This is a genomic window from Bacillus sp. z50 (genome assembly GCF_058313585.1).
The window spans coordinates 260,248-276,504 of the sequence record NZ_JBZFQL010000002.1 but is presented as its reverse complement, the minus strand read 5'-3'; the positions used below and the strand labels follow the sequence as shown (position 1 = coordinate 276,504).

Sequence of the window (16,257 nt, the reverse complement as noted above, 5' to 3'; positions counted from 1 at the left end):
GAAATAATGTATAAGAGATGATGGTCATTTAGCTGTCAATGAAGAAGCAGGTGTAAAGAATGAAATGTCGCTATTGTCAGAATGAAATAAATACCCGAAGTAAGTACTGTTTGCATTGTGGTAAATTGAAGAATGGACCAAAAAGAAAGAGATCAAAAGTTGTCTTGGTTTCTTTTAGTATCATCGCTATTCTTTCAGCAAGCATCTATTTATTAGCTGCAAATCAAACGGATAATCATAAGCAGGTCGAATATGGAAGCATAAAAGAAATAAAATTGGTACATAAAGAGAATGGAAAAACGAATCAAGCAGAGGAAATTAAAACAACGCCTAAACCGGCAACTGAAATAAAAGTAGATACCAAAAAAGAGGTTTCTGAGATTATAACTGAATCACTTGCAAAAGTTTTTACTATTTTCACTGAGGATAATCAAGGTACTGGATTTATCATTAATGATCATGGAGATATCCTTACAAATGCTCATGTAGTAGAGGGCTCTGTTGATATAACAGCAATCGATTATACAAGTCAATCCTATGCAGGAAAAGTCATTGGATATTCGAATATCCATGATGTCGCAATTATCAGGATACCTGAATTGGCGAATCAGCAATCCTTGGGGCTAGCTACCCAGGAATATGCTTCGATAGGTGAGGAAGTAATAGCATTGGGGAGTCCGCTCGGAAAAACTAATACAGCAACTTTGGGAACAATTGCAGCCATTAACCGAAGTTTTTATATTGGGGAGCGTATATATGAAAATATTTACCAAATGACTGCTCGGATATCTCCTGGAAGCAGTGGCGGTCCATTAGTATCTGTAAAATCAGGCAAAGTAATTGGAATCAATTCAGCGAGATCAATTGAGGATGAATCAATTGGGTTTAGCATTCCCCTGAAGGATGTTTATTCGTTTATCAGTGGTTGGGTTTCAAATCCGTTATCGGAGAGTGATATAACAGGCTTTTTTTATACGGAGACCGGTGATTATCATTTTGAGGAAGAAGATGAAGAGATTGACGGAGGATATTTTGAAGGTGGAGAAACAACTGATGAGCCAGGGGTTTATTACGAAATTCCTGAAGACTGGTATGAGGTAGATGGGGAATATAATAATCAATCTGAGGCTGAAAAAGAGGATGTTATTGAAGGAAATCTTTTAGACAATAAACAAGAGGAACAATTAATAGTAGAACCCAGTGACGAAAAAACCAGTAAGTATTTCTGTAAAAGAACAAAAGGAGAACGAAGAATAATCAACTTCTGTAAGGTTATCCATTATGGAATTTTCGCTGAAGTAATTTTGGGGTCTAATTATGCTAGACAGAGGGAAAAAATGTACATATTTGCCGAAGGATAGGAATCGTCTGATCTAAATTGAAAACCTTATAGGTCAATAGTGTTAGAGTGATTTGGATAATCACTCTAATTTTTTGTTAAGTATCATTTAAAAATATGAGGCTACTATAATTTTAATATCGTCGATAAACACATAGGTATGAATAAGAACAAAATAGATAAGTAAAGGCAGAATAAAACACCAGCTGGTTCGCCCTTTTTTTATTAGTAAGCGTTTCATCTCCTTTTCATCGAGATGTGGATGTCTACGTCTTATCTGTTCAACATGTTTTTTTGTACCGGCTAAATATAAAAGATTACCGCTTCTGCCTATATAAAGGTGCATTAATGCGGCAAAAACTAACCAATAAAACAGGTGGTTACGGAATAGGAGAGATACTAAAATATCAATCAGGATGAAAATACCGACAATCAGATATCTTTTTCGATACGCAAGCCAGAACATCCCGAAGACTAAACCGAAAAAATTCCATCTTTTAATTCTATGATTCTCATTTAAAAATGAATGATAGTGATCGCCGATATATACTTTTACATCTTGTTTTTCCTGCTGAGAATCTTTTAATTTAACCATAAAAATACCTCATTTTTATTTACACGATTGAATGATGGTTGATCAATGACTGCTACTAAATTTTATTATTAAGCTATTATATTTTGCCATTGCCATTGCACTCAGGACATTTCTTTATGGCAGGATATAATCTGGTTGCCCTTTTAAAGGCTTCGTCATAGGAAAAATGGCTTACTTCAATAAGGCGAACTAACTCACGATCTAGATTTTCATATTGCTCATGTTGTTCATCAACTATATTCCCATCAAAGCATTCTTTGCAAATTGCCATCTTATTACTCTCCTTTATTATTTATCTATATAGAATTTTAACCAATTTTTGTTGATTAGGCAAAGAATTGGAAACCTCACTGCACAATTAAGAATTCGAAAGTTTAGTATTAGACTATTTGGCAAGATGTGAAGGATTGAAAGGTTTATTTGTTGAAAATAACGGTATGTAACTAATAAAGATATTAATAAGGAGGAGACTTGATGAAGTTAGGTTTAATTGGTCTTGGCAAGATGGGGATGAATTTGGCTAAAAATTTAATAGACCACCAAATTATTGTGCATGCTTATGATGTAAATTCAGCTTCGGTTGAGAGCCTTCAAAAATATGGAGCCATTGGCAGTCCTAATATGAAAGACATAGTGGATAAACTGGAGCAACCCAGAGTCATATGGCTGATGGTACCACATACTGTGGTTGATAATGTTATAGAAGAGCTTTTTCCACTGTTAAGTCCTGGAGATATTTTAATAGATGGGGGAAATTCAAATTATAAGGAATCGATGAGACGAAGCAGGGTATTAAAAGAAGCTGGAATCTATTTTATGGATGTCGGTACTTCCGGGGGAATGGAAGGAGCAAGAAATGGGGCATGTTATATGATTGGTGGCAATCAAAACGCATGGAAAGTAATTGAACCATTATTTGCAGCCACTTCCGTACCAAATGGGTACTTATATGCAGGTGATTCGGGGAGCGGACATTATTTAAAAATGGTTCATAACGGAATTGAGTATGGGATGATGGCAGCTATTGGTGAGGGATTTGAAATCCTCGAAAAAAGTGAGTTTAATTTTGATTATGAACAAGTAGCAAGAGTCTGGAATAATGGATCGGTTGTGCGCTCCTGGTTAATGGAATTAACGGAGCAAGCTTTTGCTAAAGATGCCCGTTTGGAAGAAATTAAGGGAGTTATGCATTCGTCTGGTGAAGGAAAATGGGCACTAGAAACTGCTTTAGACCTTCAAGCCTCGACACCAGTAATGGCATTGGCCCTATTAATGCGTTTTCGCTCACAGGAAAATGACACATTTAACGGTAAGGTTGTAGCTGCTTTAAGAAATGAGTTTGGCGGCCATAAAGTCGAAAAAATGAATAAATACAAGTAGTACATGATTAATAGATTAATGAACAAGCATAACTGTTAATGGAGGTATGCTCTTTGTATAGGGGATTTGTTACTAATTTGATCAACTCTTTGCGACCAAAGAACGAGTGAATCAAATACCTTTAACAAAGATATAAAGTTTATCACGGAAAAATATTTATGGAAGTGTGAAAAAGCCAGCTTCATTAGGAAACGGACAACGGATTATTCAACTAAGTCCCCGACTGCGGAATGGGAGATTATTATCAATTAAAGGCTTTCCATCCTTTAACGCCCATGACAGTCAATTCGGAAGCTGGAAAGCTATCATGAAAATATAGGACTCCTGTCTCATTATCACGAATAATTTTAGATAATCCCCTGTATAAACATCCTCAAAATGTTTATTTTCCACTATGACATACTCTTTTTTGGTTTGTTGAAGTAGCTAACTTCATATATAATGGCACCACAAAATAGTAATTTTATTCTTCTTATAAATCAAAATCTATTAGAAAACAGCATTTTATAGAAGCGACCCACAAAGTTAATTAGTAAATCATAATACTTAAAGAAATGATAAATAATGATTTGGAGATGTAGAATAAGTATATTCGAGTAGCTATTTAAATTCCTATATAGGAATTACTTTACAGGAAGTGGTTCATTGAATGGACATAGATGATTTATTGAAGTAACCGATGATTCTCAATTCATAATTCATAAGAAATAAATATGTGATTTTTCAAGATTTAATAAGCCAATAAAAATACGAGAAACAGCTTTTAATAAACAAAATTAGATTAAAAAAGATTGGCTTATTGTTTTGTCAGTAGCATCACAAAGTTCTATCTTTATCATTATAAATGGAAGATGAGCGGAACCTGACTTTAAAGAGGTCATGCTATTTAAATCCCCGATACCCTTAAGAAGTCATGAGGATGAATAGATCATAAATAAATTTAATTGATTGTAATTGTTCTTGATATATTTATAGTGTTGTACGTAGGTTTAGACAGGGTGAGTAAGAATGTATTTCAGTTGTTTTTAAGGAGAAATAGTAGATTGAAAAAGAAAAATATATATAAAACACCTTCGAGAACTGGATGTAAACTCGAAGGTGTCGTTTAAAGCGAAATGTGTTAGTTTAAAATTTGAATGTTAACTTGTTTACGTCCCCAATTAAGAGCAGCATCTTGTGTAGGGATGAAAACATCTATTTTGTTCCCTTTAATAGCACCACCGGTATCAGCAGCAGTAGCATATCCATAACCTTCAACATAAACTTTTGAACCTAATGGAATTACACTAGGGTCAACTGCGATTACTTTAGCATTTGGATTCGCATTTAAATCGACTCCGGTAGCAGTGACGCCAGAACAACCGTTACAACTAGCTGTATAAGCTGTGGCTGAAACAGAGAGAGTTTTTCCTGCTTTTTGCCCAGTAGACTTTGCAGTAGTAGTTGTTGTCTCTGTTTTTGTTTCAGTTTTAGTAGTTGTTGATGTAGTTGTTGTTTTTTGTTGAACAGCTTCAGTATTATTTTTTGCCGGTTGGCCTACACCAGACAAATTAAGGACTTGACCTGGTTGAATAATTTCTGAATTTAAGCTATTCCAACTTTTTAGCTGATTAATAGAGATTTTATTTTTAACAGCTATCTTCCAAAGACTATCACCTTTTTTAACGGTATAAGTTTTTGGTTGGTCTTCCTTTACGATCAATTTAGTATTCTCAATAATGATATCGGAATCTAAATTATTGAGTTCTTTAATATGATCAACAGAAGTGTCGTATTTATTTGAGATACCCCATAGTGTATCACCTTTTTTGATTGTGATTTCTTGGGCAGATGCTTGGGGTCCGCCCATAGCAACGGCGATGGAAGCTACCGCTACGAATGATAACAAAGTTTTCTTCATGTAGTTTGAACCTCCTAAAATTGTTTGTTTTGAGCTAACAGTGACAATCTTATCAGGTTTACGAGAAAGAAGTAATAACGAGGAGATGATAAATTCATTACTGATATAACGGGAATATGTCAAATACATATCTAATAATTTGAATATTCAGAAAACTATAGGTAAAAAAACTTAATAAAACCATGGTATTAATATATTTTTCTAGTAAATTTAGATAGAGGAGTTTTTGTCATAATTGTCACAAAAATATCCATTATTTTGAATTAATGGTAAAAAAAGAGATTGAAAAAACTGAGAAAAAATATTAAACTTATGAAAAACAATGCTTAAAATTGGAAGAAAAGGGTAATGAATGGGTGTGATTGCTATAAAGTAAAAAATGAAAATATCAAAAATTATAGTTCGTAGTTATAAGAATAGATGTAAATTTAGTTTTTAAGAGAATGGATGTTGATAACTAGTTAGTAATTAAAAGAAACTTTAGTAAATTCATTTTCCTGTATGTAAGGAAGCATATTAGCTGGTCGATTTTCATTCTTTTGTTGTAATAAAATAATCTATTCCTATTATACCCTAAAATATGACATAGTTCTAAGGTTTTTTTAAATAAATTAGGTTAACGGACTTAATTCGTCAAAAAGATAATTAATCAGTTCTTGAAAGAATCAATATAATAGAAGAAACACGATAACAATTTGTTAGAAATCTGCTAATGAAACGCTAAATTACCGTATGTCGAGCTTATAAAGATGAGGAGATTGTTTTTAGTCAGATATCGGAACGAAAGAGAGTAACTGTTGCCATATCTGGATAGTATGTAATAAAGAATTGACTGGATACATAAGAACTTAAATAATGCCTTATATGCTTGGAGGATTGAAAAGTTTTATTACTTGAGTTCCAGCCCTTTTAGAAAGATGAGGTGAATTATTTGATTCCTGATAGAAATATGAAAAATGAAACATTTAGCTGGTTAAAGTCCATTCTGATCATTGTTGCTGTCATTATGTTAATCAGGACTTTCCTATTTACTCCGTATAAAGTGGAAGGAGTATCGATGGAACCTACTCTCCGCAATCAAGAGAGAATACTGGTCAGTAAATCATTAGTAGAAAAGAAATATAATAGAGGAGATATTGTCATCATTAAGGGTGATAACAGTGAAATGTTCATTAAGAGAATAATTGGTGTAGCAGGGGATAAGATTGAAGTAAAAAATAATATCCTTTATATTAATGATGTTCAGAAAAAGGAAAGATATCTGGATAAAAATCGACAAGAAACCCATGAAGAAGGCGAAAAATCAAATGGAGATTTCGAAGCGATTCTTATTCCTGAAAATGAATATTTTGTTATGGGTGATAATCGTCTTGTAAGTATGGATAGTCGCAATGGATTAGGGTTAATTAAACAGGATCAGGTTATAGGACAAGGTAAATATGTCTTTTATCTATTTACCGATTTAAGAAAACTGGACTGAGGAGTCTTCTTAAATCAATGAAAAATAATTCTATTTCAAGTACATATTAATAGTTTATAAAAAGTGAATTTCTTAATAATAGTAAAGTATGTGGTGTATTGTCATTTTTTGTTATAAAATAAAGTTAATATATGGAGGCGGAGGTAGTCTGCGTGGTGTATATATTAACTTTATTCATTGTTATGATTGCTTTTTTATTGTTTATTAAATATAAACGGGATGAGAGAAATACAATTATACTCAGGATGAATGAAACGTATCCAAATGCGAATGAATATGTAGTTGCCATTAAATATGAGTTGGAGAAACAAGGGAAATATGTTGCCTACTCTGGCAATGGACATTTTATCGTTGATGGAATGAATTACAAGATAAAGGAACGGAAAAAAATCATAACAGACGGTATATCGATGCAGCTTACTATACTTAAGTGTCTAAAGTCCTCCTGATAAAGAAGAAAACATCCAACCAAGATTGGATGTTTTTTTGATTGAATTGAATTTCTTATCTTTAGAGGTTTCGTACTATGGAATGGTAATTTAGTTGATTTTTAGCTTCATTTAAATAGTTATTCTAATTGGTTACAAAGTAGGAAGGGAATTGTCAATCACAGCCCGAAATAAATGGATATACCACAATTTAGGAGGGTTGAATATGTTAAAAAGACATGAAGTGCTCTTTAAGCAATTGGCTGATTATCGGCATGAATTGTTAGTGGCGGTGGATTCGATGAATGAGGATGAGGTGAATATTGTACCTGAGGGATTTCGAAATAATATACGATGGAACCTGGGACATGTATACCTGGATCAATATTTGTGGATTCAACATTTGACAAAGGAACCAATCATCCTGCCTAATCATTTTAATGAATGGTTTGGTTATGGTACGAGCCCGGAAGATTGGAGGGGAGAGGTTCCTAAACTTGATTATTTAAAAAGACTGCTTGCTGTACAGCCTTTTATGATTCGAGATTTATATGGAGAAAGACTGGAAGAAGAATATTCTGTAACGGAATCTGGAATGTTTACAGTGGAACAAGTCCTCGTTAGAACTATTTTTCATGAAGGAATACATTTGGGGAATATTCTTGCATTGAAAAAGCTTGTTACATCTCAAGAGGTATTAAGTTAAAATAATTTAATCCTTATAGGAAGACAAGTAAAAAAAGCTGAATGAATCCCTATTTTATATGCATGATAGAATAAAAAAACATTCAACTCCATTTATTTGTTTTCCTCTTTAATTAGTAGCCATATATCCCTTGTGCTAAATCAATTAAATTATATAACTCTAAATAATAATTATTTGTAATGATTTTCTTGGAAAAATATGAAGAAGTGCACTTAAAGTGCATATGGAATCCATAAAGTGATCAGAAACTGTAATATATAATATATCTAAAAGCCTCGCAATTCCCAATGGATATGTTTTTTTAAGAAACGGAAATGTTTTAATGGTACTGTTAAATGGCTGACCTCCTTAAATATCATTACTTCGAATATCCAAATACCATAATGAAGATTTTTGTAATTTTTTATAAACTCCATCAGTCCATCCTGTACTTTGTTCCTTTTCGAAATCTCCATGATTCAAAATCCAACGAGCTATTTTTAGTAGTTCCTCATCTTTAAGCTCTTTCTGAATAGCTGTTAATTTGTCCAACCAAGGCTTTTTTGGTGAACTGCCAACAGCATTATCTAACCAAATTATACAATCTCTTTTAATTTCGAATGTCCTGTAACTATTAGTTTTGAGATCATTAAAAATGAAGCTTATAATTTGATAGCACCCCTTATTATTATTTACTTTGTAATGAACAAGGTAATGTATGATATCCGTATTATCTGGTTTTATAAATCCTATAATTTTCTTGAAATCCTTGATAGTATGATGGAATCCTCTTATCTCATTTAGGTCCAGTAGGTATTTAAGAGCTTTATTGCGCATAAAAAAATCAGTAGAATGAAAGAATTTACTTAGTTTTTCTATTTTCCAAATATAATCAAACCTATTAAAGAAAATGCTTCATCTATATACTCTTTAATCTTCCATGTAGTACGATCTATAACGGATGAAAAAACATTGCCCCACATAGAGTCGTAAATCTTAAGAAGCCGACCTAAAATATATTTTAAAGAACTACTATCTAAAGAATCTGATGCTTCCTGCAGAGTATTATAAATCGAAAAAAAACCCTCCGTTTGTTTGCTCCCTATTTCTTTCTTTGTATTGATTTCGATCAACGATTCCACCCAATTATCTATCAATTTTGCTTCTTCTTTTTGTAGTTTAAGACTGGCGGCAAAAGTAGCAGCTTGAAGAATTTCTGTTTCTCTGTATCTTTCTAACTCGTTCAAAAACATAGATTCACCTTCTATTCGTGGATTATTAAATTGAAGTACAGAGCTTTGTGGCTAAAAAAAGGGTGTGCGTGTGCGGTTCTTTTTTATTTATTTTCCAACCCCCCTAAGAGAATTGCTGCTATTGCAACCATACTGAAATGATAGATTTTCCTATAAAAAGTAAAACCTTTTTATATAGAAGAATATTGATTTCTAAATCAGTTCACTCCATTTTTATATTGAAATTGTACTACTTATTTTACAAACAGATTACATAGAAGACATCATCCTTACAATAACGTTATAATCTGATGAATTCATACATTTCTGGCAAAGACTTTTGATATAGTACAAGAGTAACAAAAAGTAGTAAAAAAGTTGCTAATGAAAAGGAGTTTATATGATTAAATTACAACCTAAACTATTTGGGAAAATTGCTATCAGTTTACTATTCATTTTTGCGTTAATCGCAAGTACGACTATACCGGGACAAAAAGCTGATGCAGCAAGTAGCAGTTTAGCTGGATTTAAGTATTCAAAAAAAGTTCCTTTGCCTAAAGCTCAACAACAATATCTCTATAAAATGACTAAACAAAGAGGATTGGATTATAAAGAAACGCTGGCAGTGATGCTGCATGAAAGCAATATGAAAGTAAAAGCAAAAGGCGGAAGTAATTACGGATATTTCCAAATTAATAAAATTAACCATAAAAATTTAGCTAAAATTACAAAGACAAAGAACAAACCCTATGATCCATACGTAAATATGAATTGGGGAACATACATGTTATCCGATTTACAAAAGAAATATAAGAAAAAAGGTTATAAGGGTACTGCTTTAAAAGAAGCTACCTTGAGTGCTTATAACAAAGGTGAAGGTGGATTTAAGAAGTATGGAAAAGCCAAAGCCTACATAAAAAAGCATAACCAATGTCTAGCGAAAGTTAAAAAATGGTTCTAATTAACACTAATTAACAACAGCGTTCGTTTATCGGACGCTGTTGTTGTTTGATTAATGAAAGTGCATAAATATCTATAATTATAAGGAACAGTACTATAATGATTAAGGTTTATCGGAAGAATTTTATTTAAACAGCAATTAAAAAGAAGTATCTAGAATCTCCTGTACCAGTAGCTTAGGTCTTCTTTATAGAAACTTTACCTTCTTGATTTCTCTCATTATCCCATTCGACCTGAATCTCAAATGTTCCTTCTTCAAAAAACAATGGAAATCTTCTTCTTATAGATTCTTGCATAGGGAGATTAGAAGCTTCATCTATATGAACCCATACAGGTTTACCCTCGGTTGAGTTTTGCAACAATGTGCCGCTAAAACTAGTAGCTAAATAGTTAAAAATAATATGTCTGTCATGTTTTTCGGGATTGACATACTCATAAAGCCCTTTGTAGACAAGATTACTTACATTTAACCCTGTCTCTTCTTTCACTTCTCTAATAGCGGAATCCGTAAAACTTTCTGGAAACTCTACTTTTCCTCCTGGTGGTATAAATCCCTTGAAATGATCGTGTTGTCTATTTAATAACAGGACATAATCTCCATTCTGAACCAAACAAACAGTCCAAAATTTGTAATGAATAGATTGCTCCAGTTCCACCTAATTCACCTCGATCATCAGTCTTTAATAACTATCGGTATTAAATTTAATTTTACCTTAAAATTCCATAATATCACCAAACTAAATTAGATAAACCAGATTGATCAAAAGATAAAAAAGAATGGAGAAGAAATGAGGGATGTCGGGGATTGAACAAAGTGTTTGGTGGTTTAATCGATCCTTTCCTATCTATATAGACATAAAAAATGGCCGATTTCTAAAAATCGACCATTCTTTTTTTAAATAGCGGTCTGTTCGTATTTAAAAGATGGAACCGTTATAAATTGGTTTTATTTAATTTGAAATTCATTTCTGGATAATAAGCGTTTTTAACCAATACATTTGGACCTAGGCATTTTACTGTCGGGCAATGGCAATTTAATGAATCGGCCAGGCTTGATTTCATCCAATTATTATAGGCGACAGGCAATGACTGCTCCTTAATATTGCCAAGTGGCGGAGTATCTCCAAAGTCAGTTACGATTACATCACCACTAAAGATATTTACATTTAAACGAGATCGTCCGTCAGGGTCGTTCCGAACAGTCACGTTTTTACTTGAATATAATCTTTGCAGTAATTCGAGATCTTCACTGTTTTGGCTGCATGGGTAAAAAGGCAGTGTACCAAACAGCATCCAAATGTTTTCATTACGAATATCCAGAAGATGGTGAATGGCTTTTCTTGTTTCATCCAATGAAAGTGTTTCTAAAGTAGATGCAAAAGAACTAGGGTACATAGGATGCACCTCATGCCTTTGGCAGCCCATTTCTTCAACAATTTGTTTGTGAATATGTTCTAAATGGGGGAGCGTTCTTTTATTGAGCATGGTTTCAGCAGATACGAGTACTCCCGCTTTCGTTAATGCCTGGGAATTGGTAATAATTCTATTAAATAAGACTTCTCGCTGTTCACGAGTTGGTTTTCTTTCCATCATAGCAAAACCGCCATCTATAAAATCATCGATGGTTCCCCAGTTATGTGAAATATGTAAAACATCCAAATAAGGAATAATTGTTTCATATCTCTCTAACGGAAGTGTTAAATTAGAATTTATTTGTGTTCGCACCCCACGTGAGTGTGCATATTTTAATAGAGGCTGAACATAATTTTCAACACTCTTTTTTGAGAGCATAGGTTCACCGCCGGTTATACTGATGGAACGTAAAGCAGGGATTTCTTCCAGACGGTGTAAGATTAGTTCCAAAGGCAGAGCATCAGGATCTTTCGGTTGCAGGGTATATCCAACAGCACAATGCTCACAACGCATATTACATAGAGTTGTGGTTGTAAATTCTATATTAGAAAGGGTTAGCTTTCCATATTGTTCTATATCCATATAGGTTTCCCATGGGTCATAATCCGGGCTTAAAGGCGTTGCTTTTTGTGTGCTTTTCGTGATCATCCTATTACTCCTCATAAAAATTCATATCCCATATTATGGTCATTAATTTAGAAGTATGTCAACATTCTTATAATTGAGATTCTATAAAATTATTAAAATTGAAATGGAGAGAAGACTCTGATAATAGATAAAGGGCATAAGAATATCCTATTAGCTTCAGTGAAAATAAATGATTGGGTTAAGAATGGGTAGGATATGAGGATTTAATCCCCACTTACAGAAATATTTGGTGAAAAGCGGAAAATATATAACGAATATGCTAATTTTATTTTGATGGTAGGCGTTTAATTTATACTTCGAGAGCTAAGGGAAATTTTATAAGTGATAATTCAAGATGGATTAAGAAATTAGTATCTACAATGTAACGGTAAAGTTTAACGCACTGGGGGAGCAAACATTAGGATAATCATAAGAAATTTACTATCGGTTATTATTGTTTCTGTATTAACATCCTTATTTCTTACAGGTACTTCATATATCTTAGGAGAACAAAGTGATAATGTAATTAATTTTTTTTAATTCTTGGCATTTCCATATTCATTCCTGTTTGTTTTTCTTTATGGATTTATAGCATCAATCATTGGAGAAATAATCGCTGGTCTAGTACAGCATAAAAAAGCACGACTTCTAATAAAAATTACAGTATATGGAATGTTTCATTCAGGATTTTTATTTGTAGCAATGGAGACTAAATTTTTTGCTTATCTTGGGATTGTTGTAGCGATTTTGTATGTAGTAATAGATGAATATCTTAGAAAAAGAACAAACCTAGCTTTTACGGATTCACACTATAATAAAGGATCTGTTGGGAATGACCATATCGATTAATAGAAAAAGGATTTATTGAAATAGCAGAAGCAAAGGTAAGCTTATATGTAAAAATTGTTTTCTGCATTCGAATAGAACTACACCCATTCGAACGAGCGACCCAAATGAGGACATCTCTACTGATTCTTGCAGTGTGTTTTTTAATAAATCAATCGCTTCTTCTGTTTATTCTATAGACATTAGATGTAACTATAGCATAAAAAACCTCCATTACAGTAATCTCCTTATATAAGCCTATTGTACCAATTTTTGAAGAGAATAGTTATTATTGTAAACATCATAATAAGCATTTAAAATGTGTAAAGTATTTAAAATGTTTACTATAGTAATAGAGAAAGAGAAGGGAGATTTAGAGAATGCAACAAGTTACATCTATAGAAGAATTTGATAATCAAATAAAAAGCGATAAACTAACAGTAAATATATTTACGACTACTTGGTGTCCAGATTGTAAACGACTTGATTTATTTATTGACGAAATTATTACGGAGCATCAAGATAAACAATGGTTTACAATTGATAAAGATGAATTACCCGAATTGGCAGAAAAAGAAAATGTTATGGGAATTCCGTCCTTATTAGTTTATAAAAATGGAGAAAAAATAGCTCATTTACATAGCGCTAATGCTAAAACGCCTGATCAAGTCAGAGATTTTTTAAGCAATTTCTAAAAAAGAGGTTAACCAATCATCTCTATTGCTGAGAAAAATTATCCAGGCATAAAGTAGATTAAATAAAGAGCATAACAGATTAGAATATCATATCTGTTATGCTCTTTATTATTGGCTTTATTCGTATATATTATTGCTTTTGCACCTATTTTACATAGTTTGCTTTATAAGAGAAGTAGATATGTATAGTACGTCTCAAACTAGGTTGGTCTAATATGGATGCTTCTCATTGAATGGGAATGGATTCTATAGCCAGTGAGAACGTTCTGATTAAACTTTTTGAATATAATTACTCAGTAGCGAGTGGAGAGGGATTCGATCCGCTAAGCTGTTCGCTCCCTAGAGAAGGACCTTAGCATGCAAATGAAAAATATCTATCACTATATAATGTAAATAAACGAGAATATAAGGAGTAACTGAAGAAAATAAACGGAACGAAATCTTTAAATATTGCATTTTTAATACTGATAATATCTGTCCTATCAGCTTGTGTTTCAAATCCCGATTTCGAGTTATACGAAGGAAATGCCTTACGGATAGCTGTTGTTGGAGAAAAACCGGAAGTGAAAGAAGAACAAGTGGAATTTACAGAAATTTCATTTGGAGAAATGACAAACAAAGAAATGAACTCTTATGATGCTGTCATTATTTCGGAAAATAACCTTTTGAAGCTGCTGAAAGTCAATATGCAGATGTTTACTTAAATTCTGCTATCCCTTACTTTTTTATGAGAACAAATCATTATGCCTCTTTTACTGAAAAAGATTTGGAATACGATAAAATAATGAATTGGACTTCAGGTAATAGTTATGCTGTTGGAATTTTTACAACACAAGATGATGATACATTAAAAAAGTGGGGATATGGTTTATATAATGATGAAAAAAATGATGAACATATAAAAGATGTATATTCCAGGATTTTCAAGACAATAGATGAACTAAATTCAAATGAATAATCCTAATAATATAAATTGGGGCGTTAGATCAATAATGGAGACAGCTATAGTCGGCTGTCTCCATTATTGATTTATTAGCAACAAATGTCTGGACAGAGCCCTGTTATTTAAGCTGAATTACAGTAGTATAATATTTGAAGTAATTTAGTCTAATTTATGGATTTCCTGATAATTGGATAATTCATAACAAGAATATCGACTTAATCATTGCGAAATAGTGAATTATAGGGTTAGATTATTAGTCTTATCCTCTCTATTAACAAAGTTTTAGTTTTCGCTCATTTTACCTCTATCTTTTCAGAAAAATTATTGTACAATATATAGGCATTGATTGATATTAAATGTGAAGTGAGTTGACGAAAGTGGCAGTAGACAAAAATAAGATTATTATTGATGCCAGTCTTCTGGCCGGGCGTATTATGCTGGAAAACGGAGCGGAAACGAGCCGGGTAGAGGATACAATGGAAAGAATGATTAGTACTTCACTAGGAATAAAGCATGGAACAAATGCATTTACATATGTGACAGTTAATGGAATTTTTGTGAATATAGGCTTGGACAATACGAATTTCGTTAGAATCGATAATCGGGATCATAATCTTGAAAAGGTAACGAAGGTCAATCAAATATCAAGAATGTATTCAGAAGGCCGTCTGACAATTGAGGAAGTTCTTTCGGAACTGAAAGCAGTGGATCAGGACCCGCTTGACTACCCCTTATGGTTCAGACTTATTTGTACAGCTGTATTGAGCGGAAGCGTTATGCTGATTATGAATGGCACATTTGTGGATTTACCGGCTAGTATGATTGGTGGCCTTTTGTGTTATATAACCTATTTAATTGGCTTTAAAATAATGAAAACACCATTCATAGTGGAATACATAGCTGCTTTTTTGGGTGGGATTGTTGCCTATTATATTAACAGTATAATGGGAAGTCATTTAAATTCCGTCATGATAGGGACGGTTGCACCGCTTGTACCTGGAATTGCGATGACCAATGCTATTCGCGATATGATGGCAAAGCATTATCTCTCAGGAACAATCCGGTTAGTGGAGGCTGTCTTCATTGCGGGTGCGATTGGTACGGGTATTGCTACCGTCTATTATTTATTTATCAATTAGGAGGCGGAAATAGTGAATCAGATCCTTATTCATATGGTTTTTAGCTTTCTATCATCGATATCCTTCGCAGTTATTTGTAATGTTCCGCGCAAGTCTATACCAATAGGAGGACTTGTAGGGATGTGCGGTTGGATGGGATACTGGATTTTAAGCACGGAAGGGTACGGCGTATTTCTATCCAGTATAGTGTGTTCGTTGTTATTAGCCTTTGCCGGACAAATCTCTGCACGAATTTTTAAGATGCCGCTGACTGTCTTTTATGTACCGGGACTGGTGCCAATCGTTCCGGGAATAACAGCTTTTCAGGCATTTCGTTTATTAACACTACAGGACTATGATGGTGCGCTAATCGGATTTTTAAATGTTGGTTACTGTGCAGTTGGGATTGCAATTGGACTGGTTTTATCTGATATCCTATTTAAGAGCAGTTTATATATGATTAAAAATTTCAAGATAGTTCGTTAAGGCAGTATGATAATAATCATACTGTTTTTTAGTGGAGTTAATTAGGAGAGAAAATTATCTAGTGGAATAGGTTCCTTTAAATGAATATATGATAAAAATGGAAGAAATGTTGCTAGATTAGAAATTCATGAACCGAGCTAAATAAACAATA

The 16,257-nt window shown here is 33.1% G+C and carries 18 protein-coding genes and 1 pseudogene; 12 read left to right on the top strand and 7 right to left on the bottom strand.

What is annotated here, in order from left to right; all coding sequences use genetic code 11:
* Positions 1-59: 59 nt before the first annotated feature.
* Positions 60-1,361 (top strand): S1C family serine protease, encoded by a 1,302-nt coding sequence (locus AC4G3N_RS07170; protein ID WP_491089968.1) that lies wholly within the window; start codon positions 60-62, stop codon positions 1,359-1,361.
* Between the two features lie 87 nt (positions 1,362-1,448).
* Here the strand turns inward: AC4G3N_RS07170 and AC4G3N_RS07165 are convergent, their stop codons facing one another.
* Together AC4G3N_RS07165 and AC4G3N_RS07160 are read right to left on the bottom strand one after the other, a co-directional pair.
* The gene (locus AC4G3N_RS07165) at positions 1,449-1,934 is read right to left on the bottom strand and encodes a hypothetical protein (RefSeq protein ID WP_491089967.1); all 486 of its coding nucleotides are present in this window, start codon (positions 1,932-1,934) and stop codon (positions 1,449-1,451) included.
* Between the two features lie 76 nt (positions 1,935-2,010).
* Complete coding sequence (locus AC4G3N_RS07160; RefSeq protein WP_140461299.1) at positions 2,011-2,205, bottom strand: hypothetical protein; 195 nt, start codon at positions 2,203-2,205, stop codon at positions 2,011-2,013.
* Between the two features lie 203 nt (positions 2,206-2,408).
* Here AC4G3N_RS07160 and gnd point away from each other — a divergent pair, with 203 nt between their 5' ends.
* Positions 2,409-3,314 carry a phosphogluconate dehydrogenase (NAD(+)-dependent, decarboxylating) gene (gene gnd / locus AC4G3N_RS07155; protein WP_491089966.1) on the top strand — a complete coding sequence of 302 codons (906 nt, stop codon included), beginning with the start codon at positions 2,409-2,411 and terminating at the stop codon, positions 3,312-3,314.
* 1,120 nt (positions 3,315-4,434) lie between these two features.
* Here the strand turns inward: gnd and AC4G3N_RS07150 are convergent.
* A pseudogene (locus AC4G3N_RS07150) lies at positions 4,435-4,725 on the bottom strand (3D domain-containing protein); the annotation flags it as partial.
* A 1,438-nt stretch (positions 4,726-6,163) separates the two neighbouring features.
* On the opposite strand from AC4G3N_RS07150, the gene lepB reads away from it, so the two are divergent.
* From lepB to AC4G3N_RS07135, 3 genes are all read left to right on the top strand, one after another.
* Positions 6,164-6,694: a signal peptidase I gene (lepB, locus tag AC4G3N_RS07145; RefSeq protein WP_491090085.1), complete on the top strand. Its 531-nt coding sequence runs from the start codon at positions 6,164-6,166 to the stop codon at positions 6,692-6,694.
* A 152-nt stretch (positions 6,695-6,846) separates the two neighbouring features.
* Complete coding sequence (locus AC4G3N_RS07140; RefSeq protein ID WP_066100150.1) at positions 6,847-7,143, top strand: hypothetical protein; 297 nt, start codon at positions 6,847-6,849, stop codon at positions 7,141-7,143.
* 205 nt (positions 7,144-7,348) lie between these two features.
* Positions 7,349-7,828, top strand: coding sequence for a DinB family protein (locus AC4G3N_RS07135; protein ID WP_066100145.1), 480 nt, complete (start codon positions 7,349-7,351; stop codon positions 7,826-7,828).
* Positions 7,829-8,176: 348 nt separating this feature from the next.
* On the opposite strand, the gene AC4G3N_RS07130 is transcribed toward AC4G3N_RS07135, so the two are convergent.
* Positions 8,177-8,644, bottom strand: a complete 468-nt coding sequence (locus AC4G3N_RS07130; RefSeq protein WP_491089965.1) for a hypothetical protein — start codon at positions 8,642-8,644, stop codon at positions 8,177-8,179.
* A 38-nt stretch (positions 8,645-8,682) separates the two neighbouring features.
* Positions 8,683-9,054 (bottom strand): hypothetical protein, encoded by a 372-nt coding sequence (locus AC4G3N_RS07125; RefSeq protein ID WP_139063781.1) that lies wholly within the window; start codon positions 9,052-9,054, stop codon positions 8,683-8,685.
* Between the two features lie 385 nt (positions 9,055-9,439).
* Here AC4G3N_RS07125 and AC4G3N_RS07120 point away from each other — a divergent pair, with 385 nt between their 5' ends.
* Positions 9,440-10,000, top strand: coding sequence for a transglycosylase SLT domain-containing protein (locus tag AC4G3N_RS07120; protein ID WP_066100133.1), 561 nt, complete (start codon positions 9,440-9,442; stop codon positions 9,998-10,000).
* A gap of 175 nt (positions 10,001-10,175) precedes the next feature.
* Here the strand turns inward: AC4G3N_RS07120 and AC4G3N_RS07115 are convergent, their stop codons facing one another.
* A complete protein-coding gene (locus tag AC4G3N_RS07115) occupies positions 10,176-10,649 on the bottom strand; it encodes an 8-oxo-dGTP diphosphatase (protein WP_490551998.1) in 474 nt (157 codons plus the stop codon).
* Between the two features lie 283 nt (positions 10,650-10,932).
* Positions 10,933-12,060, bottom strand: coding sequence for a radical SAM/CxCxxxxC motif protein YfkAB (yfkAB, locus tag AC4G3N_RS07110; RefSeq protein ID WP_140461303.1), 1,128 nt, complete (start codon positions 12,058-12,060; stop codon positions 10,933-10,935).
* A gap of 681 nt (positions 12,061-12,741) precedes the next feature.
* Here yfkAB and AC4G3N_RS07105 point away from each other — a divergent pair.
* The 6 genes from AC4G3N_RS07105 to AC4G3N_RS07080 all read left to right on the top strand — a co-directional run bounded on the left by AC4G3N_RS07105 (position 12,742) and on the right by AC4G3N_RS07080 (position 16,106).
* Positions 12,742-12,888: a hypothetical protein gene (locus AC4G3N_RS07105; protein WP_491089964.1), complete on the top strand. Its 147-nt coding sequence runs from the start codon at positions 12,742-12,744 to the stop codon at positions 12,886-12,888.
* Between the two features lie 356 nt (positions 12,889-13,244).
* Positions 13,245-13,559: a thioredoxin family protein gene (locus tag AC4G3N_RS07100; RefSeq protein WP_066100123.1), complete on the top strand. Its 315-nt coding sequence runs from the start codon at positions 13,245-13,247 to the stop codon at positions 13,557-13,559.
* Between the two features lie 563 nt (positions 13,560-14,122).
* Positions 14,123-14,263: a hypothetical protein gene (locus AC4G3N_RS07095; protein ID WP_225983677.1), complete on the top strand. Its 141-nt coding sequence runs from the start codon at positions 14,123-14,125 to the stop codon at positions 14,261-14,263.
* Between the two features lie 80 nt (positions 14,264-14,343).
* Complete coding sequence (locus AC4G3N_RS07090; protein ID WP_225983678.1) at positions 14,344-14,517, top strand: hypothetical protein; 174 nt, start codon at positions 14,344-14,346, stop codon at positions 14,515-14,517.
* 362 nt (positions 14,518-14,879) lie between these two features.
* A complete protein-coding gene (locus AC4G3N_RS07085; RefSeq protein WP_225983679.1) occupies positions 14,880-15,641 on the top strand; it encodes a threonine/serine exporter family protein in 762 nt (253 codons plus the stop codon).
* Between the two features lie 12 nt (positions 15,642-15,653).
* Positions 15,654-16,106, top strand: coding sequence for a threonine/serine exporter family protein (locus AC4G3N_RS07080; RefSeq protein WP_490551780.1), 453 nt, complete (start codon positions 15,654-15,656; stop codon positions 16,104-16,106).
* Positions 16,107-16,257 lie beyond the last annotated feature (151 nt).